At 67.5% G+C, this 26195-nt stretch carries 26 protein-coding genes; 13 read left to right on the top strand and 13 right to left on the bottom strand.

Going from position 1 to position 26195, the window contains the following annotated elements:
* The first annotated feature begins 12 nt into the window (after positions 1-12).
* Positions 13-1311, top strand: a complete 1299-nt coding sequence (locus CBY09_RS22680) for a lipase family protein (protein WP_094291839.1) — start codon at positions 13-15, stop codon at positions 1309-1311.
* 125 nt (positions 1312-1436) lie between these two features.
* On the opposite strand, the gene CBY09_RS22675 is transcribed toward CBY09_RS22680, so the two are convergent.
* The 4 genes from CBY09_RS22675 to purE all read right to left on the bottom strand — a co-directional run bounded on the left by CBY09_RS22675 (position 1437) and on the right by purE (position 5229).
* Positions 1437-2390, bottom strand: a complete 954-nt coding sequence (locus tag CBY09_RS22675; RefSeq protein WP_094291838.1) for an SGNH/GDSL hydrolase family protein — start codon at positions 2388-2390, stop codon at positions 1437-1439.
* A 75-nt stretch (positions 2391-2465) separates the two neighbouring features.
* A complete protein-coding gene (locus CBY09_RS22670) occupies positions 2466-3482 on the bottom strand; it encodes an L-threonylcarbamoyladenylate synthase (protein WP_094291837.1) in 1017 nt (338 codons plus the stop codon).
* 2 nt (positions 3483-3484) lie between these two features.
* Positions 3485-4738: a 5-(carboxyamino)imidazole ribonucleotide synthase gene (locus CBY09_RS22665; protein WP_240515822.1), complete on the bottom strand. Its 1254-nt coding sequence runs from the start codon at positions 4736-4738 to the stop codon at positions 3485-3487.
* Entirely contained in the window at positions 4735-5229 is a 495-nt protein-coding gene (gene purE / locus CBY09_RS22660; protein ID WP_015016135.1) for a 5-(carboxyamino)imidazole ribonucleotide mutase, read from the bottom strand. The genes CBY09_RS22665 and purE overlap by 4 nt, the downstream gene beginning before the upstream one ends.
* 164 nt (positions 5230-5393) lie before the next feature.
* Here purE and trxA point away from each other — a divergent pair, with 164 nt between their 5' ends.
* Both trxA and CBY09_RS22650 read left to right on the top strand, forming a co-directional pair.
* Positions 5394-6302 carry a thioredoxin gene (gene trxA, locus CBY09_RS22655; protein WP_094291836.1) on the top strand — a complete coding sequence of 303 codons (909 nt, stop codon included), beginning with the start codon at positions 5394-5396 and terminating at the stop codon, positions 6300-6302.
* 52 nt (positions 6303-6354) lie between these two features.
* Positions 6355-7188: an META domain-containing protein gene (locus CBY09_RS22650; protein WP_094291909.1), complete on the top strand. Its 834-nt coding sequence runs from the start codon at positions 6355-6357 to the stop codon at positions 7186-7188.
* A 46-nt stretch (positions 7189-7234) separates the two neighbouring features.
* On the opposite strand, the gene CBY09_RS22645 is transcribed toward CBY09_RS22650, so the two are convergent.
* Complete coding sequence (locus CBY09_RS22645; protein WP_094291835.1) at positions 7235-8158, bottom strand: phosphoribosylaminoimidazolesuccinocarboxamide synthase; 924 nt, start codon at positions 8156-8158, stop codon at positions 7235-7237.
* A gap of 261 nt (positions 8159-8419) precedes the next feature.
* On the opposite strand from CBY09_RS22645, the gene CBY09_RS22640 reads away from it, so the two are divergent.
* The 4 genes from CBY09_RS22640 to hprK all read left to right on the top strand — a co-directional run bounded on the left by CBY09_RS22640 (position 8420) and on the right by hprK (position 11819).
* Positions 8420-9652 carry an MFS transporter gene (locus CBY09_RS22640; protein WP_094291908.1) on the top strand — a complete coding sequence of 411 codons (1233 nt, stop codon included), beginning with the start codon at positions 8420-8422 and terminating at the stop codon, positions 9650-9652.
* A gap of 239 nt (positions 9653-9891) precedes the next feature.
* Positions 9892-10227 (top strand): ribosome hibernation-promoting factor, HPF/YfiA family, encoded by a 336-nt coding sequence (gene hpf / locus CBY09_RS22635; protein WP_063461723.1) that lies wholly within the window; start codon positions 9892-9894, stop codon positions 10225-10227.
* 111 nt (positions 10228-10338) lie between these two features.
* Entirely contained in the window at positions 10339-10806 is a 468-nt protein-coding gene (locus CBY09_RS22630; RefSeq protein ID WP_063461724.1) for a PTS sugar transporter subunit IIA, read from the top strand.
* Positions 10807-10862: 56 nt separating this feature from the next.
* Complete coding sequence (gene hprK / locus CBY09_RS22625; RefSeq protein ID WP_063461725.1) at positions 10863-11819, top strand: HPr(Ser) kinase/phosphatase; 957 nt, start codon at positions 10863-10865, stop codon at positions 11817-11819.
* A 171-nt stretch (positions 11820-11990) separates the two neighbouring features.
* On the opposite strand, the gene fur is transcribed toward hprK, so the two are convergent.
* Positions 11991-12410, bottom strand: a complete 420-nt coding sequence (fur, locus tag CBY09_RS22620; RefSeq protein WP_094291834.1) for a ferric iron uptake transcriptional regulator — start codon at positions 12408-12410, stop codon at positions 11991-11993.
* An 88-nt stretch (positions 12411-12498) separates the two neighbouring features.
* On the opposite strand from fur, the gene CBY09_RS22615 reads away from it, so the two are divergent.
* The 6 genes from CBY09_RS22615 (at position 12499) to CBY09_RS22590 (ending at position 18465) form a co-directional block, all read left to right on the top strand.
* On the top strand, positions 12499-13062 hold the full coding sequence (locus CBY09_RS22615; protein WP_094291833.1) for an outer membrane protein assembly factor BamE: 564 nt from the start codon (positions 12499-12501) through the stop codon (positions 13060-13062).
* A 65-nt stretch (positions 13063-13127) separates the two neighbouring features.
* Positions 13128-13964 carry a 4-hydroxy-tetrahydrodipicolinate reductase gene (gene dapB / locus CBY09_RS22610; protein ID WP_094291832.1) on the top strand — a complete coding sequence of 279 codons (837 nt, stop codon included), beginning with the start codon at positions 13128-13130 and terminating at the stop codon, positions 13962-13964.
* Positions 13965-13977: 13 nt separating this feature from the next.
* Complete coding sequence (locus CBY09_RS22605; protein WP_094291831.1) at positions 13978-14661, top strand: MotA/TolQ/ExbB proton channel family protein; 684 nt, start codon at positions 13978-13980, stop codon at positions 14659-14661.
* 22 nt (positions 14662-14683) lie between these two features.
* Entirely contained in the window at positions 14684-15136 is a 453-nt protein-coding gene (locus tag CBY09_RS22600) for an ExbD/TolR family protein (protein ID WP_094291830.1), read from the top strand.
* A 97-nt stretch (positions 15137-15233) separates the two neighbouring features.
* Positions 15234-17957: a leucine--tRNA ligase gene (gene leuS / locus CBY09_RS22595; RefSeq protein WP_094291829.1), complete on the top strand. Its 2724-nt coding sequence runs from the start codon at positions 15234-15236 to the stop codon at positions 17955-17957.
* 4 nt (positions 17958-17961) lie between these two features.
* A complete protein-coding gene (locus CBY09_RS22590; RefSeq protein WP_094291828.1) occupies positions 17962-18465 on the top strand; it encodes an LPS-assembly lipoprotein LptE in 504 nt (167 codons plus the stop codon).
* A 93-nt stretch (positions 18466-18558) separates the two neighbouring features.
* Here CBY09_RS22590 and CBY09_RS22585 read toward each other — a convergent pair whose 3' ends face one another.
* Genes CBY09_RS22585 through CBY09_RS22555 form a run of 7 tightly spaced genes read right to left on the bottom strand, consistent with a single transcriptional unit; the run spans position 18559 to position 26186 of the window.
* Complete coding sequence (locus tag CBY09_RS22585) at positions 18559-20046, bottom strand: N-acyl-D-amino-acid deacylase family protein (protein ID WP_094291827.1); 1488 nt, start codon at positions 20044-20046, stop codon at positions 18559-18561.
* Position 20047: 1 nt separating this feature from the next.
* Positions 20048-21010: a MurR/RpiR family transcriptional regulator gene (locus CBY09_RS22580; protein WP_094291826.1), complete on the bottom strand. Its 963-nt coding sequence runs from the start codon at positions 21008-21010 to the stop codon at positions 20048-20050.
* Between the two features lie 2 nt (positions 21011-21012).
* A complete protein-coding gene (locus tag CBY09_RS22575) occupies positions 21013-22299 on the bottom strand; it encodes an amino acid deaminase (RefSeq protein WP_094291825.1) in 1287 nt (428 codons plus the stop codon).
* Positions 22296-23318, bottom strand: a complete 1023-nt coding sequence (locus CBY09_RS22570) for an ABC transporter ATP-binding protein (protein WP_205734202.1) — start codon at positions 23316-23318, stop codon at positions 22296-22298. The genes CBY09_RS22575 and CBY09_RS22570 overlap by 4 nt, the downstream gene beginning before the upstream one ends.
* A complete protein-coding gene (locus CBY09_RS22565) occupies positions 23315-24379 on the bottom strand; it encodes an ABC transporter ATP-binding protein (RefSeq protein WP_094291824.1) in 1065 nt (354 codons plus the stop codon). The genes CBY09_RS22570 and CBY09_RS22565 overlap by 4 nt, the downstream gene beginning before the upstream one ends.
* Positions 24376-25239: an ABC transporter permease gene (locus CBY09_RS22560; protein WP_094291823.1), complete on the bottom strand. Its 864-nt coding sequence runs from the start codon at positions 25237-25239 to the stop codon at positions 24376-24378. Before CBY09_RS22560 ends, CBY09_RS22565 begins: the two co-directional genes overlap by 4 nt.
* Complete coding sequence (locus CBY09_RS22555; protein WP_094291822.1) at positions 25236-26186, bottom strand: ABC transporter permease; 951 nt, start codon at positions 26184-26186, stop codon at positions 25236-25238. Before CBY09_RS22555 ends, CBY09_RS22560 begins: the two co-directional genes overlap by 4 nt.
* Positions 26187-26195: the final 9 nt, after the last annotated feature.

Here is a 26195-nt window from a genome sequence, read left to right as displayed (position 1 = left end):
AGGGACCCATCCATGAACTACTTCCGTCTTACCTGTGTTGCCGCCGCTGCGCTTGTGCTGGTTGCCTGCGGGGGCTCCGACGACCCGGTGCGTGGTGCACTGATTGACCCGCCCGCCACGGTGACCACGCTGACCGCTGCGCAGATCGACGCCAGCACGTCCAGCGCGGGGCTGCAGGCCCTCACCGGCAAGGCCAAGTGCGATGTGAAGGTGGTGGCGCTGAACTACGCCACCGTGGGCGCCAAGAGCGGCGAAAACACCAATGCATCGGGCGTGATGCTGGTGCCCGGTGGCAGCTGCACCACGGCAGCGCCGCTGGTGGCCTATGCCAAAGGCACCGATGTGCAGAAGCCCCGCACGCTGGCCAATCCGCAGGACTCCGAAACCTTCCTGCTGGCCGCCATGTACGCCGCCCAGGGCTATGCCGTGGTGGCCACCGACTACCTGGGCTTTGCCAAGTCCACCTACAGCTACCACCCCTACCTGCATGCCGACTCCGAAGCCACGTCGGTGATCGACTCGGTGCGTGCGGCGCGCAACGCAGCAGGCACCGTGGGGGCCAACCTGTCGGGCAAGGTCATGTTCACGGGGTACTCGCAAGGCGGGCATTCGTCGATGGCGGCCCACCGTGCCGCCGAGCGCGACTACGGCTCGGAATTCAACGTGGTGGCGGGCGCCCACCTGGCGGGCCCCTACAACCTGTCGGGTTCGCTGCGCATCCCCGATGCGATTGCGGGCGTGCAGTTCTTTGTGCCCTACCTCGTGACCTCGTGGCAGAAGGTCTATGGCAATGTGTACACCGATGTAAAGCAGGTCTTCAAGGCGCCGTACTCGGGCTACATCGAGAACCTGCTGCCGAACCCCACGATGACCTACACCACACTGGTCACCTCGGGCACCCTGCCTGCGGGCACGCCCAACCAGGCACGTGATGCGCTGTTCCAGTCCGACTTCATCACGGGCTCGCAGACCAGCACCACCCACCCGCTGTACCTGGCGGCCAAGAAGAACGACCTGCTCGGCTGGAGCCCCAAGGCGCGCGTGCTGCTGTGCGGCGGTGCGGGCGACCCCACGGTACCCCCCGCCGTGCACCAGGCCGTCATGAAGGCCGACTTCGACAGCCGGGGCCTGACCAACGTGAGTTCGGTGGACGTGGACGCCGCCATCCAGGCTACTTTCGGCCCGGGCGGCAAGGCGCCGACCGACCCCACCTCGGCGGCCTTTGCCACCTACTACGGCGCCTACCACGGCACCTACGAGCCACCGTTCTGCCACGCACAGGCCCGTGCCGTGTTCGACACGGTCAAGTAAACCGCCTGGGGCCCCCTGGGCCCTGTACGCCCGTGGTGCAAAGCAAAAAGCCGACCCCCGGGTCGGCTTTTTTTGTGGCTGCAGCCCTGGCACATCCGCGCGCGGCGGCCAGGAATCCAGTCCTGTTACCAGCGTGCGCGCAGGCGGTCGTAGGCGTAGGTGCCAAACTGGCGCTGGGCCGACGGGGTCAGGTACACGGAGTCGGCAAACACATACGACGCTTGGTTGGCGCCGGACAGCAGCGTGGAGCTGTTGCACAGGGCGGAGTTGACCTTGCCTGCGCCGATGCCGATGCCGTTGTTCGCGTCCACCGAGGTGCACACGGCCGTGGTGGCGTTGTTGAAGCCGTAGTTGCCGGGCACGCTGGTGTACAGGTTCACGTAGTAGGCCGAGTCCACGTACAGCACGTTGGCGCCCAGGTCCACGATGCCCACCAGCAGGCCATCGTTGAAGCGGCTGCTGGCGTCGGTCAGCAGGGCTTCGCGGCCAATCGACTTGGCCCAGGGGCTCTTGCTCAGGTCGTAGGTGCCGGTCACCACCACATACTTGGCACCGGCCGCGACCAGGCGGCGCACCTGGGCGGCCAGGTCTTCGCCCGCCTTGCGCGCAGCGGCCACCATGGCGGCCTCGGTCTGTGTGCCTGCGGTCACGGCGGCCATGCCGGCGATCACGTCGCTGACACCGCCGCTCACGATCACCACGTCGGTGTTGGTAAAGCTGCCGCCTGCCAGGAAGGCGTCGATCTGCTCGGTGATGGTGCGGGTGCTGGCGTTGCCTGCGGCGTCGGGCTTGGCGCTGACGCGGGCGTTGCCCGTGGCATAGCTGGTGCCGCCTGCGGATGCAGGGGTGAGGGTCTTGCCGTAGTTGGCGACCACCTGCAGGGTCCAGTTGTTGACGCTGCCGTCGTTGACGGTGTAGCGCGAGCCGTTTTGTCCCACATCGCTCATGGCATCGCCAAACGCGATGAAGCGCTGGGGCGTGATGGCCGATTCAGTGGTGCTGGAACCGCAGGCCGCGAGCAACGCGGCCGATGCACATGCGGCGACCATGACGGTGCGGCGCATCCAATTTGCTGCCATGTATTTCTCCAGAAAAGTGGGGGGTAGTTTAACGACGCAAAGTCAACGCATGTAAAGCAGCGCCTGCGTGGCCGATCAGGCCGCCGCCGCTCGCTGCAGTCGGTCGCGAACCCCTTCCCAATCCGGGCTGGCAGGGGGGGTCTCGATCCAGATGAGCTTCACGCCCTCGTCGTCAAAGCCGCGCAGCACGGCAAACAGCTGCTGGGCGGTGGCGGTGGCATCGTCGGGCATGCGCCGCAGCACGAGCCGGGACGAGTGCGAGCGCAGCGCAGAGCGGGCATACACGGCGATATGGGCCGCGTCAGCGCCGAGCAGGTCCAGGCTGGTCTGCAAGGCCTTGGCGTCCATCAACCGCACCTTGGCGGTGGGGGCGTAGTGGGCCTCCAGCGTGCCGGATGCGCGGGGGGTGAGGGCGGGCAGGTCTTCCTTGGACAGCGGCGCAATGCCGCAGGCCGCAGCGATCTGGGCGCGCGTGATGGCGCCGGGGCGCAGCAGCACGGGCACGCCACGGGTGCAGTCCACGATGGTGCTTTCAATGCCCACGCCGCAGGGGCCGCCGTCCAGCACCAGCAGGTCAGCGCCCAGCTCGTCCTGCACATGCTGGGCGGTGGTGGGGCTCACGCGGCCAAAGCGGTTGGCGCTGGGGGCGGCCACGCCCCACACAGGCGGTCCGCCCTGGTCGGTGCCGTCGATCGGTGCCGCGCAGGCCTCCAGCAGCGCGTGCGCGACCGGGTGCGCCGGACAGCGCAGGCCCACGCTGTCCTGCCCGCCGGTGGCGGCCGTGGCCACGCCGGGCAGGCGCGGCAGGATGAGCGTGAGCGGGCCGGGCCAGAAGGCATCGACCAGTTTCTGCGCGAAGCCGGGCACCTCGCTGGCAAAGTGCGCAATGCCCTGGGCATTGGCCACATGCACGATCAGCGGGTGGTCGCTGGGGCGCCCCTTGGCCGCAAAAATCTGCGCCACGGCCGCATCGCTGCTGGCGTCGGCGGCCAGGCCATACACGGTTTCGGTGGGCAGGCCCAGCAGCGCGCCGCTGCGCACCGCGCGCGCTGCGGCGGCGATGGCCGAAGGATCTTTGCCGTCAAGGATCATGGTCAGAACGCGTCAATGCCCAGCAGGGCGGCCGCCTTCAGGGCGGTGGCGCGCGCTGCTTCGGGCGTGGCGCCGGTCACATTGAGGTGGCCCATCTTGCGGCCCCGCTTGGCATCGCGCTTGCCGTACAGGTGCAAATGGGTGCCGGGCAGGGCCAGCACCTGGTCCCACGGGGGTGTCTGTTCGGTGTCGCTCTGGGCAAACCACAGGTCACCCAGCAGGTTGAGCATGACGGCCGGGCTGTGCTGGCGGGGCTGGGTCAGCGGCAGGCGGGCCATGGTGCGCACCTGCAACTCGAACTGCGACACATCGCAGGCGTTCTGGCTGTAGTGGCCGCTGTTGTGCGGGCGCGGGGCGATCTCGTTGACCACCAGGCTCCCGTCCTGCAGCACGAAGAACTCCACACAGAGCACGCCCACGTACTGCAGGCCTTCTGCTACAGATTTCGCAGCTGCTACTGCTTGTGCAGCCAGTGCAGAGGGCAGATTTTGTTCGTAAACCTCGGTCACGGCCAGGATGCCATCGCGGTGCAGGTTGCGCTGGACGGGCAGGTGCACCATGGCGCCATCAGCACCGCGCGCCACGATCACCGAGCATTCCAGCGCCAGCGGCAGCATCTTCTCCAGCACGCATGGCACCTTGCCCACCGCATCCCAGGCGGCGGCCAGTTCGGCGGTGGTCTTCACACGCACCTGGCCCTTGCCGTCGTAGCCCATGCGGGCGGTTTTCAGAATGCCGGGAAGGAGGTCGGCGGACACGGCGGCCAACTGCTGGGCCGTCTCGATCACCGCATAAGGCGCGCAGGGCACGCCGCAGGCCACAAAATGGGCCTTCTCGCGCGCGCGGTCCTGTGCCACCGATACCGCGCTGGCGGCCGGCGACACCGGGCGCTGCGCAGCCAGCGTGGCCAGCGCGGCGGCAGGCACGTTCTCGAATTCGGTGGTCACCGCATCGGCCACGCGGGCCAGCGCGGCCAAGCCTTGCGGATCTTCGTAGTCGGTCTGGATATGGTGGTGGCTCACCAGCCCGGCAGGGCTGGTGGGGTCGGCGTCGAGCACGGCAGTGAAGTAGCCCATGGCCTGGGCCTGGTGCACGAACATGCGGCCCAGCTGGCCGCCACCGAGCACGCCCAGCGTGCTGCCGGGCAAGAGCGGAGCCCCCACGCTTGCCACTGCGTGTGCGGCGCTGCCCCCCAAAGGGGCCTTCGCGCCTTCGGGCGGCCGTGCGGCGCTCAATGGCTTGGCAGCGTCGGTCATGCGGCGGGCGGCAGGGTCATGTTGCGGGCCACCTCGGTCTGCTCGGCGCGGAAGGCTTCCAGGCGCTGACGCAGTTCGGGGCTTTCGTTGGCCAGCAGGGCCACGGCAAACAGGGCCGCATTGGCAGCGCCCGCCGTGCCGATGGCGAACGTGGCCACCGGGATGCCCTTGGGCATCTGCACGATGCTGTGCAGAGAATCGACGCCCTGCAGGTGGCGGCTGGCCACGGGCACGCCCAGCACGGGCACGGGGGTCTTGGCGGCGATCATGCCGGGCAGGTGGGCAGCGCCGCCCGCGCCCGCGATGATGGCCTTCAGGCCCCGGCTGGCTGCGGCCTCGGCATAGGCGAACATGTCGTCGGGCATGCGGTGGGCGGAGACCACGCGGGCCTCGTGGGCGATGCCGAACTGTTCAAGAATCTGCACTGCATGCTGCATGGTGTCCCAGTCGCTGCTGGAACCCATGACCACGCCGATCTGGATGGGTTTCATGGTGGTTTGGGGGCAGCGGCAGTGCGCAGGGCCTGCCGCACCGCTGTGGGTGGAACCCGCGATTTTACTTTTTGCGCCTCCCTGCCCGGCCTGGGGCTGTTTCCATGCGCCAAAATAGCGCGAACCCACCAGCTCCACCGGCCTTGGCCCGGACACCATCCATCATGATTGACGTCACCGTAGAGAACTTTGAAGCCGAGGTGGTTGCCGCCTCGATGAACGTGCCCGTGCTGGTCGATTTCTGGGCGCCCTGGTGCGGCCCCTGCAAGTCGCTGGGCCCGGTGCTGGAAAAGCTCGAAACCGAATACGCGGGCCGCTTCAAGCTTGCCAAGATCGACTCCGACCAGGAGCAGCAGCTCGCCGGGATGTTCGGCATCCGCAGCATCCCAACCTGCGTGCTGCTCATGAACGGCCAGCCCGTGGACGGCTTCATGGGCGCCCTGCCCGAAGGCCAGGTGCGCGCCTTCCTCGACAAGCATGTGCCCACCGCCGAAGAAATGGCGGCCGAAGCCGAGGAGGAAGAAGCCCAGGAGGCTCTGGCCGATGGCGACACGGGCACGGCCCTCGAAAAGCTGCAGCACGCGGTGGTGACCGATCCCTCCAACGACGATGCACGCTTTGACTACGTCAAGCTGCTGCTGCAGCTGGGCCGCGAGGACGATGCCAAGGTTGCGTTTGCCCCTGTGATCGCCAAAGCCGCCGTGTCGCGCAAGCTCGGCGCGCTGAAGGCCTGGATGGATGCTATTGATTTTGTAGCTAATGGCGCATATGGAGTGAGCGCAGAGGTCGATTTTGAGGCAAAAATCACTGCCAACAAACGCGATTTCGACACCCGCTACGCCCGCGCCCGCTGGCTGATGGCCCAGCAGCGCTGGACCGATGCCATGGACGAACTGCTCGAAATCCTCATGCGCGACAAGGCCTGGAACGAAGAAGCCGCCCGCAAGACCTATGTGGCCATCCTCGAAGTCATCGAAGCCCCCAAACCCAAGGTGGCCGAGGGCCAGATCCCACCCGAGGACCCCGTGGTCGCCACGTACCGACGCCGGTTGTCGAGCGTGGTGCTGAGCTGAAAGCCTGCGGATGGGGGCGCGGTTGAACGGCGTGCAGGCGTTCACCACCGGGATGCTGTTGCCGTGTCGGCCCCTGCTGGTCGGCGGCTTGCATCGCGCGGCAATCGCCCGGCTGTGCGCTGCGGCACTGTGCTGCAGCCTCCTGCTGGGGTGCGCCGGCCGACCGCCTGCCCCCGATGCCATTGTTTCGGGCGTGGCCATGGCCCGAGAGCGCGTGGTGCTGCCGCCGGAGGCCGTGTTCGAGGCTACGCTGCTGGATGTCACCCACCCTGACATGCCCCCGGTGGTGCTGGGGCGCCAGCGCAGCACCCCTGCCGGGCAGGCGCCTTTTACGCTCTGGATTCCCTATCCTTCGTCACGGTTTGTGCCCAAGGGCCGCTACGAGGTGCGCGCCACGGTGACCTTGGAGGGGCGCCTGCTGCTGGCGACGGACAAGCGCCATCCGGTGCCGCAGGACGCCGCGTTTCGCCGTGTGGATGTTCAGTTGCAGCGGTTGCCACCTCTGGCCGCTACGGTGGAAGCCAGTGTGCCCCTGGTGCAGACCTACTGGCGGCTGGTCGAGATGGAGGGCGAGGCCGTGGGGCGCCCGCCCGAGGGGGCGGTTACCCCACACCTGGTGTTGCAAGCGGATGAGCCACGGGTGGCGGGCTCGGGCGGGTGCAACCGGTTCCTGGCGGACTACGCTTTGCAAGGCGGGCGGCTGCGTTTTGAGCGCCTCGTCTCCAACATCACACTGTGCCTGCAGGCCAGCGGGATGGAAACGCGTTTTTTCGAGGCGCTGTTGGCGGTGCAGAGCTTTCGGCAGCAAGGATCCCAGCTGGTGCTGCGGGGCGGCGAAGGGCAGGCACTGCTGCGCTTCGAGTCCGCCGAGACATTGCTGGACTGACCGCCCTGTGAGGGGGCCGGGGCTAGGCGCCGACGGCGCCCGCCGTTCAGCGGGAGGTCAGCCGTTCCAGCGCCTCGCGGTACTTGGCGGCCGTCTTCTCGATCACCTCCTGGGGCAGGCGCGGTGCGGGTGCGGTCTTGTCCCAGAGCTTGCCGCCCACCTTGGCCTGTTCCAGCCAGTCGCGCACGAACTGCTTGTCGTAGCTGGGCGGGTTGGCGCCCTGGGCGAGCGCGTCGGCGTAGCCTTCCACGGGCCAGTAGCGCGAGCTGTCGGGGGTGAGCACCTCGTCCATCAGCACCAGCGTGCCGTCAGGCGCCAGGCCGAATTCGAATTTTGTGTCGGCAATGATCATGCCCTTGGTCAGCGCGATCTCAGCGGCCGCCTGGTAGATGGCGATGCTCAGGTCGCGGATGCGGGTGGCCAAGTCCAGGCCGATCATCTCCACAGTGCGCTCGAAGGTGATGTTTTCGTCGTGCTCGCCCACAGCGGCCTTGGCGGCGGGCGTGTAGATGGGCTCGGGCAGCTTGGCCGCATTGGTCAGGCCTTGGGGCAGCGGCACGCCGCAGACCGAACGCGATTCCTGGTACTCCTTCCAGCCGCTGCCAGCCAGGTAGCCGCGCACCACGGCTTCCACCGGGATGGGCTTGAGGCGCTGCACCAGCATCGAGCGGCCGCGCACCTGGGCCACTTCCTCGGGCTTGACCACGCTCTCGGGGGCGTCGCCGGTGAGGTGGTTGGGGCAGATGTGGCCGAGCTTGTCGAACCAGAACAGCGCCATCTGCGTGAGCAGCTCGCCCTTGCCGGGGATGGGCTCGCCCATGATCACGTCAAAGGCCGAGAGGCGGTCGCTGGCCACCATCAGGATGCGGTCGTCGCCCACGGCGTAGTTGTCGCGCACCTTGCCGCGTGCCAGCAGGGGCAGCGACGTGAGGGCAGAGGTGTGCAGGGCGTTGGAGCTGGGCTGGGTCATGGTGTCGGTGTGGGCGGTCGATATCCGCAGCGGGCAATCCGAAGAAGAACGGGTGGGGCGAAGCGCTTGTGGGCGGGACCCGGCGCAACCTGCGGATTTTACGCGCCGGGCCCGGCCGCGCCTGCAAGGCCCCGGGTGCGGGCAAAAACGGGGTGGGCGCACGCGGCGGGGGCTGCGTGGTACGCGGGGTGCGCGAGGGGGGCGTCCTTGGGGCACACTGTGCGGCCCTGACTTTGACCAGGCCACCTGCGGCCTTTGCTCGTGTCCACCACCACTGCCCCTGCGCTCACTCCCCGCCGCGAACTCTGGCTGCTGCTGACCCTGGCGGGCATCCAGTTCACCCACATCCTCGACTTCATGATCATGATGCCGCTCGGGCCGCAGTTCACGCGGCTGTTCGCCATCAGCGACGCGCAGTTCGGCCTGCTGGTGTCGGCCTATACGCTGTCGGCCGGGGCATCGGGGCTGCTCGCGTCCACCTACATCGACCGCTTCGGCCGCAAGCGGCTGCTGCTGGTGCTGTATGTGCTGTTCGGGCTGGCGACGCTGGCCTGCGGCGTGGCGCCCACCTACGGCACGCTCATGGCGGCGCGCATCCTGGCGGGGGCGTTTGGCGGCGTGCTGTCGGCCCTGTCGCAGACCATCGTGGCGGATGTGGTGCCGTTCGAGCGGCGCGGGCGGGCGATGGGGATCGTCATGACGTCGTTTGCGGTGTCCACCGTGGCGGGTGTGCCTCTGGGGCTGATCCTGGCCGAGCATGGGGGCTGGAACCTGCCCTTCATCGCCATCGCGGCCCTGGTCGGGGTGCTGGCCATCCAGGCCGCCCGCACCCTGCCGCCCCTGACGGCCCATGTGCAGGCGGCCGGTGGCCGCTCGGCGCTCTCGGGCATTGCACATGTACTGGCCGACCCGAACCACCGCTGGGCCTTTGTGTACTCCGCGCTGCTGGTGTCCACGGGGTTCACGGTGATTCCCTACATCACCATCTACATGCAGGCCAATGCCGGGGTGCGGGCGGACCAGATTCCGCTGGCCTATCTGTGCGGGGGCATCGCCACGTTGTTCACGGCGCGCTGGTTTGGGCGCTGGACCGACCGCTGGGGCAAGGTGCGCACCTTCCGTGCGCTGGTGGTGGCCTCGGTGCCGTGCCTGCTCGGGATCACGCTGTGCCAGGGGCTGCCGCTTGGGGGCGTGTTGCTGGTGTCCACGCTGATGTTTGCCTTCGTGAGCGGGCGCATGATTCCGGGGATGGCCATCGTCACCTCGGCGGCGCAGCCCGCCTTGCGGGGCACGTTCATGACCCTGAATGCGTCGGTGCAGTCTGCCGCCATGGGGGTGGCGTCTTTTGTGGGCGGGGTATTGATCAGCCGCGATGCGCAGGGGCTGGTGCAAAACTACTGGGTGGCGGCCCTGGTGGGCATTGCGGCCGGTGTGCTGTCGATGTGGGTGGTGGGGCGCCTGCACCTGCATGGGGCCACCCCTGCGGCGCGCTAGAGGGGCTTGGGCGGCGGGGTGGCGGTTTCAGCCCCCTGCGAACTCGCCCATTGTGCGCGCTTTTTGGGGGCTTGGCACCTGGGCAGGCATAACCCAGCGGGCCGGGGCGGTATGGGATTGCTTTTCGGGGAGGGCGGGGGCATAGTGAACTCACGTCAACGGATGCATCCAAGTTCGCCGAGCCGCTCCTCTGATCCAGGGCGGCGTTTTTCCCACCGAGAGCTACAGGAGACTTATTTATGAACTTGACGATCAGCGGTCACCACCTCGAAGTTACCCCCGCCTTGCGCAGCTATGTCACCACCAAGCTGGATCGGATCACCCGCCATTTTGACCAAGTTGTTGATGTCAAGGTACTGCTGACGGTAGAGAAGCAAAAGGAAAAGGAAAAGAGACAGCGAGCGGAATGCAACATCCACGTGAAGGGCAACGACCTGTTTGCCGAAAGCTCCCACGCAGACCTCTATGCCGCCGTGGACGAGCTGGTGGACAAGATGGACCGCCAGGTGGTGCGCCACAAGGACCGTTTGCAGGACCACCACCACGAAGCCGCCAAGCGCGAACTGCACGCCTGATGCGCCAGCCTTGAGCCTGGCATCGCAGCCGCCCCTTCGGGCGGTTTTTTGTTGCCCAGGCCCTGGCGCTCAGGGTTTCTGCCAATATGTGCATAATTGTTACCCTTCACCATGAACCGACTCGCCTCCATCCTGCCCTCCGCTCAAGTGCTTGTGAGCGTTGACGCCACCAGCAAGAAGCGTGCTTTTGAAGAAGCGGGTCTGCTGTTCGAAAGCCAGCACGGCCTCTCGCGTGCGCTGATCACCGACAGCCTGTTTGCGCGTGAGCGGCTGGGCTCCACGGGGCTCGGCCACGGTGTGGCCATCCCGCACGGGCGCATCAAGGGGCTCAAGGCGCCCATGGCGGCTGTGTTCCAGCTGCTCAATCCGATTGGTTTTGACGCGCCTGACGAATTGCCTGTGGGGCTGCTGATCTTCCTGCTGGTGCCCGAGGCGGCCACGCAGAAGCACCTGGAAATCCTCTCTGAAATTGCGGAGCTGCTGAGCGACTCGGCCCTGCGCGAAAAGCTCAAGGCCTGCACCGATGCCGCCGAGCTGCACGGCATGATTGCAGGCTGGCAGTCCACACAGACCGCCTGATTGCCCACCCCACGCGCTGTGGCCCCTCCTCTGATCTGATTGAGCACTGACCCGCCGTGAAGCCCAATGTTGTCAGTGCCGATGTGCTTTTCGAGGAATTCCGCGGCCTCCTGAAATGGGAGTGGGTCGCGGGCCTGGGGGCATCGGAGCGGCGGTTTGACGAAGTGGCCGTGCGTTCTGCGCGGTCCGGTGCCGATCTCGTCGGCTACCTCAACTACATCCATCCCTACCGCGTCCAGATACTGGGCGAGCGCGAAATCGCGTACCTCAGCAACGCGTCGCCCGACGACTGCAAGCGCCGCATTGCGCGCATCGTGACGCTGGAGCCGCCCGTGCTGGTGCTGGCCGACAACCAGACTGCCCCCGATGCGCTGGTGTCCATGTGCGAACGTGCGCAGATCCCGATGTTCTCTACGCACGAGTCGTCGGCGTTTGTCATCGACGTGCTGCGCGCCTACCTGTCCAAGCACTTTGCCGACCGCACGACCATGCACGGCGTGTTCATGGACATCCTGGGCCTGGGGGTGCTGATCACCGGCGAATCGGGACTGGGCAAAAGCGAGCTGGGCCTGGAGCTGATCTCGCGCGGCAACGGCCTGGTGGCCGACGATGCCGTGGATTTCTTCCGTATCAACCAGACCACCATCGAGGGCAAATGCCCCGAGCTGCTGCAGAACCTGCTGGAAGTGCGCGGCATCGGCCTCCTGGACATCCGCGCCATCTTTGGCGAGACGGCCGTTCGCCGCAAGATGCGCCTCAAGCTCATCGTGCACCTGGTGCGCAAAGAGACGCTGGAGCGCGACTACGAACGCCTGCCCTACGAGCCGCTCACTCAGGACGTGCTGGGCGTGCCCGTGCTCAAGGTCGTGATCCAGGTGGTGGCCGGCCGCAACATCGCCGTGCTGGTCGAAGCCGCTGTGCGCAACACTATCCTGCAGCTGCGCGGCATCGACACCTACCAGGAATTCGTCGAACGCCACCGTCGCGCCATGGAGCGCGACACGGGGGGCTAGTCCGCTCTTTATTTGATAGCTTCTTGCGTTTGATGGATAGGCGCTGGCGGCTATTCAGACCACAATCCTTCCAAAACTGGCGCGCCCGACGCCAGTGCTCCCGCGCAAGGGCCGCCCCGCCGCGCTGGGGGCGTCCCCCTTCAGGGGGATGGCGCGAAGCGACTCAGGGGGTTACCCTTTTTTCGCGCAGGCGGCGCATTGGCCGTACAGCGCCATCGTGTGGTCCTGCACCAGCCAGCCCTTGGCCTTGGCCACGGCGTGCTGGCGCTTTTCGATCTCGGCGTCGTAGAACTCCTCCACCTTGCCGCAGGACGTGCAGATGAAGTGGTCGTGGTGCTGGCCCTCATTGAGCTCGTACACCGCCTTGCCGCTTTCGAAGTTGCTGCGGATCAGGATGCCCGCCTGCTCGAACTGCGTGAGCACGCGGTACACGGTGGCCAGGCCAATGTCCGAGCGCTCCTCCAGCAGCACGCGGAACACGTCTTCGGCCGTCATGTGGCGCTGCGTGCCTTTCTGGAAGATCTCCATGATCTTCAGGCGGGGCAGCGTGGCCTTGAGTCCCGTGCTTTTGAGTTCGTCGATATTGGTCATGGCATGCTCCTTCGGGTGCTGGCCCCCACCTCAAGGCCTGGGGGGCAGCCGCTACAATGCGGCGATCATATCCTCAGCCCTTTTACCCATGCCCGTCAAAGCCCGTTGCAGCGCCCGCCTGGGCCAGGTCCTGTTGATCGGCGCCAGCGTGGCCGCCCTGGCCGGTTGTGGCAGCCTGGATGGCGCCAGCAGCCGCATCGCCGGCATCGTGAAGCCCTACAAGGTCGATGTGGTGCAGGGCAATTTTGTGTCGCGCGAGCAGGTGCAAGCCCTGCAGCCCGGCATGAGCCGCCAGCAGGTGCGCGAAATCCTGGGCACGCCCCTGGTCACCAGCCTGTTCCATGCCGACCGCTGGGAGTATGTGTTCACCCTCAAGCGTCCGGGGGAAGACATTCAGACCCGCAAGCTGACTGCGTTCTTCAAGGGCGATGTGCTGGACCGCTCCGAGGGCGACGAAATGCCTTCCGAAACGGAGTTCGTCGCCACGCTGGGGGCCCGGGACGGCGCCAAGGGCAAGGTGCCCACGCTGGAAGCCACGCCGGAGCAGCTGGCCAAATACCCGCCTTCCGCACGGCCCGCCCAGGCACCGGCAGTTGCGACCACTGCGCCTGCCCCCACCAGTTACCCGCCGCTCGACGCGCCTGCGCGCTGACGCCAGTGGCCCCCCGCAGCACAGGGTGTGAGCCCTGAGCTGCCACCCAACCGAACAGGATTTTCATGACAGGGACACCAACACCCGCCGCCGTGACCACCCCTTGCCGCGTGGCTGTGGCCGGCGCGTCGGGCCGCATGGGCCGCATGCTGATCGAAGCCATCCGCGCCAGCGACGACTGCGTGCTGGCCGGTGCACTCGACATCGCCGCCAGCCCCGCCGTGGGCTCGGACGCTACCGCCTTTCTGGGCCATGCGAGTGGCGTGGCCATCACGGCCGACATCGCGGCAGGCCTCAAGAACGCCGACGTGCTGATCGACTTCACCCGCCCTGAAGGCACGCTGGCCCACCTGGCCGTGTGCAGCCAGCTGGGCGTGAAGGCCGTCATCGGCACCACCGGCTTTACCGATGCGCAAAAGGCCGAACTTGACGCCTACGCACAGCGCACCGCCATCATGTTCTCGCCCAATATGAGCGTGGGCGTGAACGTCACGCTCAAGCTGCTGCAGATGGCTGCCAAGGCCATGGCCACCGGCTACGACATCGAGATCATCGAAGCCCACCACCGCCACAAGGTGGATGCGCCTTCGGGCACCGCGCTCAAGATGGGGGAGGTGATTGCCGAAGCCCTGGGCCGCGATCTCAAGGACTGCGCCGTGTACGCCCGCGAAGGCGTGACGGGCGAGCGCGACCCCTCCAGCATCGGCTTTTCTGCTATCCGTGGGGGCGACATCGTGGGCGATCACACCGTGCTGTTTGCCGGCATTGGCGAGCGCATCGAGGTCACGCACAAGTCCTCCAGCCGGGCCACGTATGCGCAGGGCGCCTTGCGCGCCGTGCGCTTCCTGAAGGCCCACAAGACCGGCATGTTCGACATGTTCGACGTGCTGGGCTTGCACTGATCCGTCGATTTTCATGGACGCCCTCCACTGGTGGCGCCAGGGCGATGCCGTGACCCAGGGCGCGGCCCTGGTGTTGCTGGCGATGTCGGTGGCGAGCTGGGTGGTCATCGTCTGGAAGCTGCGGCTCATGCGCCGGGCCACGGCCGATGTGGCGCGTTGCACAGCGGCGTTCTGGCAGGCGCCCTCCATGGATGCCGCCGCGCAGCGTTTGCAGGCTTTTGACCGCTCTGCGCTGGTCCTGCCTCTGGTGGTTGCTGCAAATTCGATAGCAATCCATTCCGTTCGCGGTGCCCCGGCCTCGCTCGCCAGCGCGGGCAGCCTGTCTCAGCGGCTCACCCGCGTGCTGCGCGATGCCCTGCATGACGTGCTGGGGCGCCTGCAGTTTGGCCAGGTGCTGCTGGCCACGGTGGGCTCCACGGCGCCTTTTGTGGGGCTGCTGGGCACGGTCTGGGGCATCTACCACGCGCTCACGGCGATGGCAGGCGCGGGGCAGATCACCATTGACCGCGTCTCCGGCCCCGTGGGCGAGGCGCTGGTCATGACGGCGGCCGGGCTGGCCGTCGCCATTCCAGCCGTGCTGGCCTACAACGTGTTTGGCCGCCTCATTGGCCGCATTGAGGCCGACCTGGAAGGGTTTGCACGTGATCTGCGCGAGCTGCTCATCGACACGGCGCAACCCGCCGATGCGAAGACCTGAATTCCAGACGCTCGCTTCAGCCATGGCCTTCGGACGACTCGAACGCACCCCCGGGCCACAGCCCATGAGCGACATCAACATGACGCCCCTGGTGGATGTGATGCTGGTGCTGGTGGTCATCTTCATCCTTACGGCACCACTGCTGGCCAGCTCCATCCGGCTGGACCTGCCCCGCACCGAAGGCGCCACACCGGGCACGGCGCCGCAGTTCGTCACGCTGGTGGTGGACGCCTCGGGCCAGGCCTTTCTGGATGACCAGCCTTTGTCGCAAACCGCCCTGGCCGAGCGTCTGCGCCGCATTGGCGCCGAGCGGCCCGACACCGAAATCCAGCTGCGCGCCGATGCTGCCGTGCCCTATGGGCGTGTGGTCGAGGTCATGGGGGCGGCCCATCTGGCGGGGCTGCAGCGCATTGGATTTGTGGCCGAACCGGCGGCCACGCCCACCCCGCCTGCATCCCCGGCCCTACCGCGCTGACACGCGTTGGTGGGTGGCCCGCCAGCGCCGGGCCCTGACCGCCTAAAATCCCCGCAGCGCGGCCAGCGGCTGCACTCTTCTCTCACCCCGAGCCCCCATGCAAGACAAATACTCTCCCCAAGACGTCGAGCGCGCTGCGCACGACCACTGGACCGCCACCGACGCCTACCGCGTGACGGAAGACACCAGCAAGAAGAAGTTCTACGCCTGCTCGATGCTGCCCTACCCCAGCGGCAAGCTGCACATGGGCCATGTGCGCAACTACACCATCAACGACATGCTCACGCGCTACCTGCGCATGAACGGCCACAACGTCTTGATGCCCATGGGCTGGGACGCCTTCGGCCTGCCCGCTGAGAATGCCGCGCTGAAGAACGGCGTGCCACCCGCCAAGTGGACGTACGAAAACATCGCGTACATGAAAAAGCAGATGCAGGCCATGGGCCTGGCCATCGACTGGAGCCGCGAAGTCGCCACCTGCGACCCCGAGTACTACAAGTGGAACCAGTGGCTGTTCCTGAAGATGCTCGAAAAGGGCATTGCCTACCGCAAGACCCAGGTCGTGAACTGGGACCCGGTGGACCAGACCGTGCTGGCCAACGAGCAGGTGATTGACGGCAAGGGCTGGCGCACCGGCGCCACGGTCGAGAAGCGCGAGATCCCTGGCTACTACCTCAAGATCACCGACTACGCTGAAGAGCTGCTGGGCTTTGTGACCGGCGACAAGCTGCCCGGCTGGCCCGAGCGCGTGAAGCTGATGCAGGAGAACTGGATCGGCAAGAGCGAGGGCGTGCGCTTTGCGTTCACGCACGACATCGCGGGCGACGACGGTGCGCTGATCGGCGACGGCAAGATGTACGTGTTCACCACGCGCGCCGACACCATCATGGGCGTGACCTTCTGCGCCGTGGCGCCCGAGCACCCGCTGGCCGCACATGCCGCCAAAACCAACCCTGCGCTCCAAGCCTTCATCGAAGAGTGCAAGAGCGGCGGCACCACCGAGGCCGAGCTGGCCACGCAAGAGAAGAAGGGCGTGCCCACGGGCCTGTTCGTCACCCACCCGCTGACCGACGAAAAGGTCGAGGTCTGGGTCGGTAACTACGTGCTGATGGGCTATGGCGATGGCGCCGTGATGGGCGTGCCCGCCCACGACGAGCGCGACTTCGCGTTCGCGCTCAAGTACGGCATCGAGATCAAGCAGGTGGTGCTGGTCGATGGCGAACACTTCGACTACCACCAGTGGAACGACTGGTACGGCGACAAGCAGCGCGGCGTGACCATCAACTCCGACAGCTTCAGCGGCCTGAACTACAAGGACGCGGTGAACGCCGTGGCCCATGCGCTGCAGCAAAAGGGCCTGGGCGAGAAGAAGACCACCTGGCGCCTGCGCGACTGGGGTGTGAGCCGCCAGCGCTACTGGGGCACGCCGATCCCCATCATCCACTGCGACGAGCACGGCGCCGTGCCCGTGCCCGAAAAAGACCTGCCCGTGGTGCTGCCGCAAGACTGCATTCCCGACGGCTCGGGCAACCCGCTGCACAAGCACGAAGGCTTCCACGCGGGCGTGACCTGCCCCGTGTGTGGCAAGCCTGCCCGCCGCGAGACGGACACCATGGACACGTTCGTGGACAGCTCGTGGTACTTCATGCGGTATTGCGACCCCAAGAACGCCGATGCGATGGTGGCTGGCGGTACCGCTTACTGGATGCGTGACCAGAAAAATGCCGCTGGCGGCAGCGGCATGGACCAATACATCGGCGGCATCGAACACGCCATCCTGCACCTGCTGTACGCCCGCTTCTGGACCAAGGTCATGCGTGACCTGGGGCTGGTGAAAGTGGACGAGCCCTTCACCAAGCTGCTCACGCAGGGCATGGTGCTCAACCACATCTACAGCCGCCGCACCGCCAAGGGCGGCAAGGACTACTTCTGGCCGCACGACGTGGAGCATGTGCTGGACGAAGGCGGCAAGATCATCGGCGCCAAGCTCAAGAACGAAGCCACCAGCGGCGACGGCCTGCTGCCCGTGGGCACACCCATCGACTACGAAGGCGTGGGCACCATGTCCAAGTCCAAGAACAACGGCGTGGACCCGCAGGACCTGATCGAGAAGTACGGCGCCGACACGGCCCGCCTGTACACCATGTTCACCGCCCCGCCCGAGGCCACGCTGGAGTGGAACGACGCCGCCGTGGAGGGCAGCTATCGCTTCCTGCGCCGCGTGTGGAACTTTGGCGTCAAGCTCTCGGCGATTGACCGCGATGCGGCTCTGGCCAGCGTGGCGGGCGCCAAGAGCCTGCAGGACGTGCAGTTTGGCAAGGAAGCCAAGGCCCTGCGCCTGGAGATCCACAACGTGCTCAAGCAGGTGGACTACGACTACCAGCGCATGCAGTACAACACCGTGGTGTCGGGTGCGATGAAGATGATCAACGCGCTCGAAGACTTCAAGGCCACCGACTCGGCCGGTGCCCAGGTGGCGCTGATCGAAGGTTTTGGCATCCTGCTGCGCTGCCTGTACCCCGCCACGCCCCACATCGCCCACAGCCTGTGGACGGGTCTGGGCTATGCCGGTGCGCTGGGCGATCTGCTGGATGCACCCTGGCCGCAGGTCGATGCTGGCGCCCTGGTGCAAGACGAGATCGAACTCATGCTGCAGGTCAACGGCAAGCTGCGCGGCTCCATCCACGTGCCGGCGCAGGCCGACAAGGCCGAGATCGAGCGTATTGCGCTGGCCAGCGAAGCCTTCACGGCGCATGCGGCGGGCGCTCATCCGAAGCGCGTGATCGTGGTGCCCGGGCGTCTGGTGAACGTGGTGGTCTGACCCCATGAACAAACGCATCCTGCTCAGCCTGGCCCCCGTGGCCCTGTTGTCTGCCTGCGGATTCCGGCTGCGTGGCGTGCCGGAGTTCGGGTTTGGCTCGCTCTACATCGTGGCCCCAGCCAGTTCGCCGCTGGCGCGGGAGCTGCAGCGCACGCTCGACGGGTCGGGCAGCCAGCTCAAGGTGCTGCGCGACCCGGCCAGCATGCCGACGGCGGAGGCCATCTTCGACCTGCTGCAGGAGCAGCAGGAGCGTGTGGTGGTGGGCCTCAACGCGTCGGGCCAGGTACGCGAGCTGCAGCTGCGCCTGCGCATCAAGTTCCGCCTGCGCACCCCGGCGGGCGCCGAGCTGATTCCCGAGACCGAGCTGCTGCAGCAGCGCGACATCAGCTACAACGAAACCATTGCCCTGGCCAAGGAAGCCGAAGAGGCGCTGCTCTACCGCAACATGCGGACCGATCTGGTGCAGCAGCTCATGCGGCGCCTGTCGCTCACCCGTCCTGCCAAATAGCCGGACTCAAAAACAGCGCTCAAAAATGCCGCCTGCGCGCGATGGGCATGCCTTTTAAGCTATTTCTTTGATAGCTATCGAGGCGCGCCCTTGCTATGGCGTGTCCCCCAGGGCCGCGTTCTGGCGCCGCACAAAGCGGCCCGCCCGCGCCCCCGTGGCGCGCTGCGCGGCGGTGTAGCTCAGCACACCATTCACCCACACCTGCTCGATGCCCTCGCTGAACTGCTGGGGCTGCTCGAACGTGGCCAGGTCGCGTACGCGCTCGGGGTCCAGCACCACCACATCGGCCATGTGCCCCGCCAACAGCAGGCCACGCCCGCCCAGGCGAAAGCGCTGGGCCGACAGGCCCGTCATCTTGTGCACGGCCTCTTCGAGTTGCAGCAAGCCTTTTTCACGCCAGTAACAGGCCAACACGCGCGGGAACGCGCCCCACAGGCGCGGGTGTGGTCGTTCGTCGTGTGGCAGGCCATCTGAGCCAATCATGGACAGCGGGTGCGCAATCACGCGCTCCACATCGTCCTCGCGCATCTGGAAGTAGCAGGCCCCGCCGGGCTGGAGGCGCACGGCGGCCTCCTGCTGGGGCACGCCCCACTCGCGCGCAATGTCCGCCAGGTAGCGCCCGGCCATCTCGGGGTGCGGCTGGCTGCCGGTGATGAGGATGTCGATGATGCCGTCCACCAGGTCTTCGCGCAGCACCGTGGAGCCTGCGGTGTACGGGTACACGTCCATCGCAATCTCTTGCTGCTCGGCGAGCTGGTCGATCAGCGGCAGCGTCTCGCGCGTACGGCCCCAGTTGGCGGGCCCGGCGCATTTGTGGTGCGAGATGACCAGCGGCAGGCCCGACTGGCGGGCCGTGAGGGCGGCCTCCTGCAGCGCAGGCAGGATGCCCGCCAGCTCGTCGCGGATGTGCGTGGCATACACACCGCCGTGGCGCGCCGCCACCGAGGCCACGGACACCAGCTCTTCGACATCGGCCGCATAGGCCTCGCTGTAGAAGATGCCCGACGACAGGCCCAGCGCCCCGGCGGCCATGGCTTCTTCCATGTCGGCGGCCATGGCGGCGCGCTCGTCGGCGGTGGCGGTCTGGCGCAGGTTGGCCAGGTGGCGCATGCGCAGGGCCGTGTGGCCCATCAGCGCGGCCACGTTCACGGCGGGCTGGGCGGCGTTCACGGCGCGGGCGTATTCGGCCATGCTGGCATGGCGAAACTGCAGGCGCCCCAGCAGCGAGAGCGGAGCCAGCGGGCTGTCGGTGACCACGGGGGCCAGCGAAATGCCGCAGTTGCCCACGATGACGGTGGTGATGCCCTGCGAGAGCTTGGGCAGCATGGTGGGCGCGTCCAGCACGGCGGCGTCGTCGTGCGTGTGCACGTCGATGAAGCCCGGGGCGATCACACGGCCGGTGCAGTCCACCTCGGTAAAGTGTTCGTTGGCCCGGGCACGGGCCAGGGCGGCGGGGGCGATCTGGCCATGCGGGGCCAGGGCGGTGATGTGATCACCCTCGATCAGCAGGTCGCCCACCCAGCCGGGGCGGGGCGTGCCGTCCACGATGCGGCCGTTGCTCAGCAGCGTTGCATGCGCCATGTCATTCCTCAGCGGCCCGGCCGCGCGATGGGTCTGTGGGGTGGCTGGCGGTGCTGGAGTGGCTCTGGCCCGCGTGGCTGTCAAACGCGCCAACGTATTCGGCGCTGTCAAAACCGTGTTTGTGCAGCAGCTGCTTGAATTGCTGCAGCCCGCGGGTGGCCACGGGGCCCAGCTTTTGCGCCAGGCGCACGGTCAGGATTTCAATCACCACCAGGTGGGCCAGATAGGCCTCGGTGCCTACGCGCATCACCGCGTCTTGCGGCACGGACACGGCCAGCACCAGGTCGGCCACCTCGGCCAGCGGCGTGCCGGGCTGGGTCAGCGCCACCACGGTGGCACCTTGCGAGCGGGCAAAGCGCGCGGCCTCCAGCGCATAGGGCATGCGCCCCACGTGCGAGATGACAAAGGCCACGCCATCGGGCCCCAGCGTGCTGGCCGACACGAGCTGCTGGTGCGCATCAAAAATCGCGTTGGCCGTGCAGCCCAGGCGGAACAGGCGGCTTTGTAGCTCGCTGGCCATGAAGGTCGATGCCGCACCGACCGAGTAGCAGTCGATGCGCCGCGCCTGCGCCAGCCGCTCGGCCACGCGGTCGAGCACTTCGGCGTCGAGGTTGCGGCCCAGCTCGGTCAGCGACGACACGGCCGCGTGCACGATCTTGCTGGCCACGTCCTGCGCGCTGTCGTCGGCCAGCACGCTGCGGTGCAGGTGCGAGCCCGAGACGGCCAGATCCTGCGCCAGGGCGACCATGAATTCGCGCACCGAATCGTGGCCAAAGCTGCGGCAGGTGCGCACGATGGTGGGCATGGACACGCCCGCCTGCTGGGCCAGTTGTTCCACGGTGGCGACCACGGCGGCACGCGGGTCGTCCAGCACCACACGCACCACGCTGCGCTGCGCCTCGGGCAGTTCGGGCTGGCGCTCACGCAGTTGCTGCAGCAGGCTGGTAGGGGTAGCTTTGGACATGGTCAAAAACGGGTGCTGATGGCGCGGGTGATGGTGCCTTCGTCGTCCACGACGGGCAGCCAGCGCCATTTGTCAAAAGTGGTGCAGGGGTGCGAGATGCCCAGGGCCACCCTGTCGCCCACGGCGGGGGCGGGGCCTGTTGCGGGGTCGTAGCGCAGGTAGGCGTGGTGGTCGTTGAGCGCGCTCACCGTCCACCCGGTGGGGATGCTGGCAGCGCGGCGCTCGTGGCGCGGCGCCCAGCGCACAGGCACGGGCATCTCCAGATCGTACGAGACATCACGCCGCCCGCCGCTGAGCAAGGCCAGCCCGGGCTCGGGCACCGACTGCACCAGGGTCCAGACTTCGAGCGCCGGGCGCAGCGAGTCGTCCAGCCCCTCGCGCTGCTCCACATGCTTCAGAAAGCGCTGGTAGTTGCCATGGTCGTGTGTGATGTAGCAGCCCGAGCGCAGCACGCCCAGCACGGGTTTGGACAGACCCTGCGTGCGCAGCAGCGGAATGACGAGGTCGAACACGGCCGAGCCGCCTGCGGTGAGCAGGATCTCGGCATCGGCAAACAGGCCCTGCGCATCGCAGGCGCGGGCCACCTCGGTCACGCGGCGCACCAGCGCCGTGACCTCGCGTGCATCGTGTTCGCTGTCGCAGCGGGCCACGCCGCCTTCGTAGCACTCCACCCCGCCCAGCTGCACGGCGGGCGACGCAGCCATGGCCTGGGCCAGCGCCAGGGCTTCTTCCAGCGTGCGGCAGCCGGTGCGCTGGCCGGGCACGCCCATCTCCAGCAAGGTATCCAGGCGCCGTTCACCACGCGCAGTGTGGCCGCGCCGCTCGACCCAGTCTTCAATGCAGCGCAGCTGCGCCAGGCTGTCGATGAGGAACCACACGCGCAGGTCGGCGTGGCGCTGCAGCAGCGCGTGCAGGCCGTCCAGGTCGGCATCGCACAGCACCTGGTTGGCGATGATGGCGCGGCGTGCACCGGCCTCCACCCCCACGCAGAGCTGGTACACGGTGGCAAAGGTCAGGCCCCAGGCGCCCGCCTGCAGCTGCTCGGCAAACAGCTCGGGCGACAGGGTGGTCTTGCCATGCGGCGCCAAGGCCACGCCCTTGCGCTCGGCATAGGCCTGCATCCAGGTCAGGTTGTGGGCCAGGGCGCTTTCGCGGATGACGGCAATGGGCAAGGGCAGGTCGCCCGCCAGCACGTTCCAGCCGCGCTGGCCCAGGTCGGCGGGGCGGCTGGGGGCTGCGTGCAGCGGGTAGCCCTTGCAGCGGTGGTCAAGCAGGAATTCGTCGGTCATGGTGCGGGGTGAGAAGGTGCTGTTTTCCAGCAGGCGTGCAGGTGGCCGGGGGCCACTTCGTGCAGTTGCATGTCGGCGCTGGCGCAGCGCGCCTCGGCCTGGGGGCAGCGGGTGCGGAACACGCAGCCCGAGGGCGGATTGGCCGGGCTGGGCAGGTCGCCTTGCAGCAGCGCAATGCTGCGGCGCTGGGCGGGGTCAGGGATGGGCGCGGCGGCCAGCAGGGCCTGGGTGTAGGGGTGCTGGGGTGTGGCATACAGCGCCTCGGTGGGGGCGATTTCCATCACCCGGCCCAGGTACAGCACCACCACGCGGTCGCACAGGTACTCCACCACATCGAGGTCGTGCGAGATGAACAGCAGCGTGAGGCCCAACTGCTCCTTCAGCTCACCGAGCAGGTTCACCACCTGTGCCTGGATGGACACGTCCAGCGCCGACAGCGGCTCGTCGGCCACGATGAACTGGGGCTCCACCGCCAGCGCGCGCGCAATGCCGATGCGCTGGCGCTGCCCGCCCGAGAACTCGTGCGGAAAACGCTCGGCATGCTCGGGCCTGAGGCCCACCTGCTCCAGCAGCTGGTGGATGCGCGGCAGGCGTGCAGCGCCCTTGGCCAGGCCGTGCGTATCCAGCGCCTCGGCCAGCACTTCGCGGATGCGCATGCGGGGGTTCAGGCTGGCGTACGGGTCCTGAAAAATGATCTGGATCTGCGAGCGCAGCGGCCGGTATTGCGACTGCGAGAGCTGGGCCAGGTCTTGGGGCACGGGGCCGCCGTGGTAGCGCATCTGCCCGTTGGTCGGGTCCACCAGGCGCGTGAGCAGGCGGCCAATGGTGCTTTTGCCCGAGCCCGATTCGCCCACCAGGCCCAGGGTCTCGCCCCGGCGGATGGTGAAGCTCACGTCGTCCACCGCGCGCACGGGGTGCGGGCCGCTGCCAAAGTGCTTGCGCAGGTGGGCAATTTCCAAAAGCGGTGCGGCGGTATCGGTCGGGGCCATGGTGGGGTGCGGGTTCAGGACGGCGTTCATGCGCTCACCTCGGCGGGTTCGGGGTGTTCCTCGCGGTGCAGGCAGCGCACCATGCGGCGGGGGCCAGCGGCCTCCAGCGCGGGCATGGCGTGGGTGCAGTCGGCTTGCTGGCGGGCGCAGCGCGGCGCAAAGGCGCAGCCGGGTGGCGGCGAAAGTGGGCTGGACACCTGGCCCGGTATGGCGACCAGTTGCCGCCGGCCGTGGGCGGGCGTGCCTGCCGCCAGGGATTGCCGCCGGGCCACGCCGGGCAGGCAGGCCAGCAGGCCGCGCGTGTAGGGGTGCTCGGGCCGTGCAAACAGGTCGTGCACAGGTGCGGACTCGACAATGCGCCCGGCGTACATCACGGCCACGGCGTCTGCGTATTGCGCCACCACGCCCAGGTTGTGCGTGATGAACAGCATGCTCATGCCGGTCTCTTTCTGCAGCCGCCCCATCAGCGCCAGGATCTGCGCCTGGATGGTCACGTCCAGCGCGGTGGTGGGCTCGTCGGCAATCAGCAGCGTGGGGTTGCAGGCCATGGCCAGCGCAATCATCACGCGCTGGCGCATGCCGCCCGAGAGCTGGTGCGGGTACTCATGCACGCGCTGCGCGGCCGCCGGGATCTCGACCAGCTCCAGCATGCGGCGGGCGTGGGTCAGCGCGGTGCTGCGGTCCATCTTCAGGTGCAGGCGGGCCGACTCGGCAATCTGCTCGCCCACTGTCAGCACCGGGTTCAGGCTGGTCATGGGCTCCTGGAAGATCATCGCCAGCTCGTTGCCGCGCAGCGTGCGCTTGTCGGCCTCGGGCATGGCCAGCAAATCGACCTTGCGGCCGTCGCGCTGCACAAACCAGGCCTGGCCCGTGACCTGTGCCTGCGAGGTGCGGGCGTGCAGGCCCATGAGGGTGAGGCTGGTCACCGACTTGCCCGAGCCCGACTCGCCCACCAGCGCCAGCGTCTCGCCGGGGTGGATGGCAAAGGACACATCGGCCACGCTCTGGATGCGGCCCGCATCGGTGGCAAACGAGGTAGACAGGCCGCTGACTTCGAGCCGGGGCGCGGCGCTCATCGTGGAGGAGGTCATACGGTCTTCTTCAGTTTGGGGTCAAGCAGGTCGCGCACTCCGTCGCCCAGCATCTGCAGCGACAGGGCCGTGAGCACGATGGCCACGCCGGGGGCAAAGATGGTCCAGAACGCCTTGTCGGCATAGTCCAGGCTGCCCGCAATCATGGTGCCCCAGGTGGGGATGTCGGGCGGCACGCCCACGCCCAGAAAGGACAGGCCCGCCTCGGCCAGGATGGCGTAGGCAAAGATGAACGTCACCTGTACCAGGATGGGCGACATCAGGTTGGGCAGGATGTGGCGCCACAGGATGAGGTGCGTGCGCACGCCCAGGGCGCGTGCTGCGTCCACAAACAGCAGCTCGCGCAGCACCAGCGTGGTGGCGCGCACCACGCGGGCCACGCGTGGGGTGTAGACGATGACCAGCGCCAGCATCACGTTCCACAGCGACACGCCCAGGATGGACACCAGCGCAATGCCCAGCAGGATGTCGGGAAAGGACATCATCGCGTCCACCAGGCGCATCAGCGGGGCATCGAGCTTGCGGAAGAACCCCGCCAGCATGCCTAACAGCGTGCCCAGCAGCACGGCGCCCGCGGCGGTGACCAGGCCAATCAGCAGCGAGTAGCGCGCGCCGTGCACGATGCGCAGCAGCACATCGCGGCCCAGTTCGTCGGTGCCCGCCCAGTGCGTGCCCGAGGGCGCGCGCAGCCGCTCGCTGATCGACAGGGCGTTGGGGTCCGCATCGGACACCCAGGGGAAGACGACCGCAATGCTCGCCACCAGGGTTATCACGATGGCGGCGGCCAGCACCACCTTGCGGGCGAACAGGCGGCGCAGCACGGCCCGCAGGCGGTGCCAGAAGGAAGGGCTCGGGTTCATGGTGCTTCCAGGCGGATACGGGGGTCCACCAGCGTGTACAGAAAGTCGATGGCCAGGTTGATGAAGACGTAGATGGCGGCAATCACCAAGAGCGTGCCTTGGATCACGGGGTAGTCGCGCCGCAGCACGGCCCGCACCACCAGGTTGCCTACGCCGGGCAGGTTGAAGACCGTTTCGGTCACCACGGTGCCGCCAATCATCAGCGCCATGGTCAGCCCCAGCACCGTGACGATGGGCACCAGCGCATTGCGCAGCACATGCTTGACCATGATGGTGCCCTCGGGCAGGCCCTTGGCGCGGGCGGTGCGCACATAGTCTTCGCCCAGAATGTCGAGCATGGAGGCGCGCGTGAAGCGGATGATGAGCGCCGAATTGAGCAGTCCCAGCACCAGCGCAGGCAGCATCAGATGCGACAGCCGCTCGCCCAGCGTGGCCGTGGGGTCGCCATAGCCTGAGGCCGGAAACCACCCCAACTTGACCGCAAACAGCTGGATGAGGATGAGGCCCAGCCAGAAGCTGGGCACGCTCGCGCCCAGCATGGCCACCCCACTCACGGCCTGGTCGGTGGCGCTGCCGCGCCAGACGGCGGCGGCCATGCCGCAGGGCACGCCCACCAGCGCGGCAATGCCCACGGCAAACAGCGCGAGGAACAGCGTGGGCTCGGCCCGCTCCAGCAGGGCCTGGGCCACGGGGCGCTGCAGAAACAGCGAGTGCCCCAGGTTGCCCTGCAGCAGCTCGCCCACCCACAGCGCAAACTGCACGGGCAGGGGCTTGTCCAGCCCATACTGCGCGCGGGCCTGGGCAATGTCGGCGGCGGTGGCCTGGTCACCCAGCAGCAGCGCCACCGGGTCGCCCGAGGCCAGCCGCGTGAGGCAGAACACCAGCACTGCCACCAGGGCCAGCACCACCACGGCGCCGCCCAGGCGCTTCAACAGAAATCGCATCATGGTGCTGTC

This window comes from Acidovorax kalamii (assembly GCF_002245625.1).
Taxonomy (GTDB): Bacteria; Pseudomonadota; Gammaproteobacteria; order Burkholderiales; family Burkholderiaceae_C; genus Acidovorax; species Acidovorax kalamii.
The sequence above is the reverse complement of the archived record's forward strand: the minus strand, read 5'-3'. Positions and strand labels throughout refer to the sequence as shown.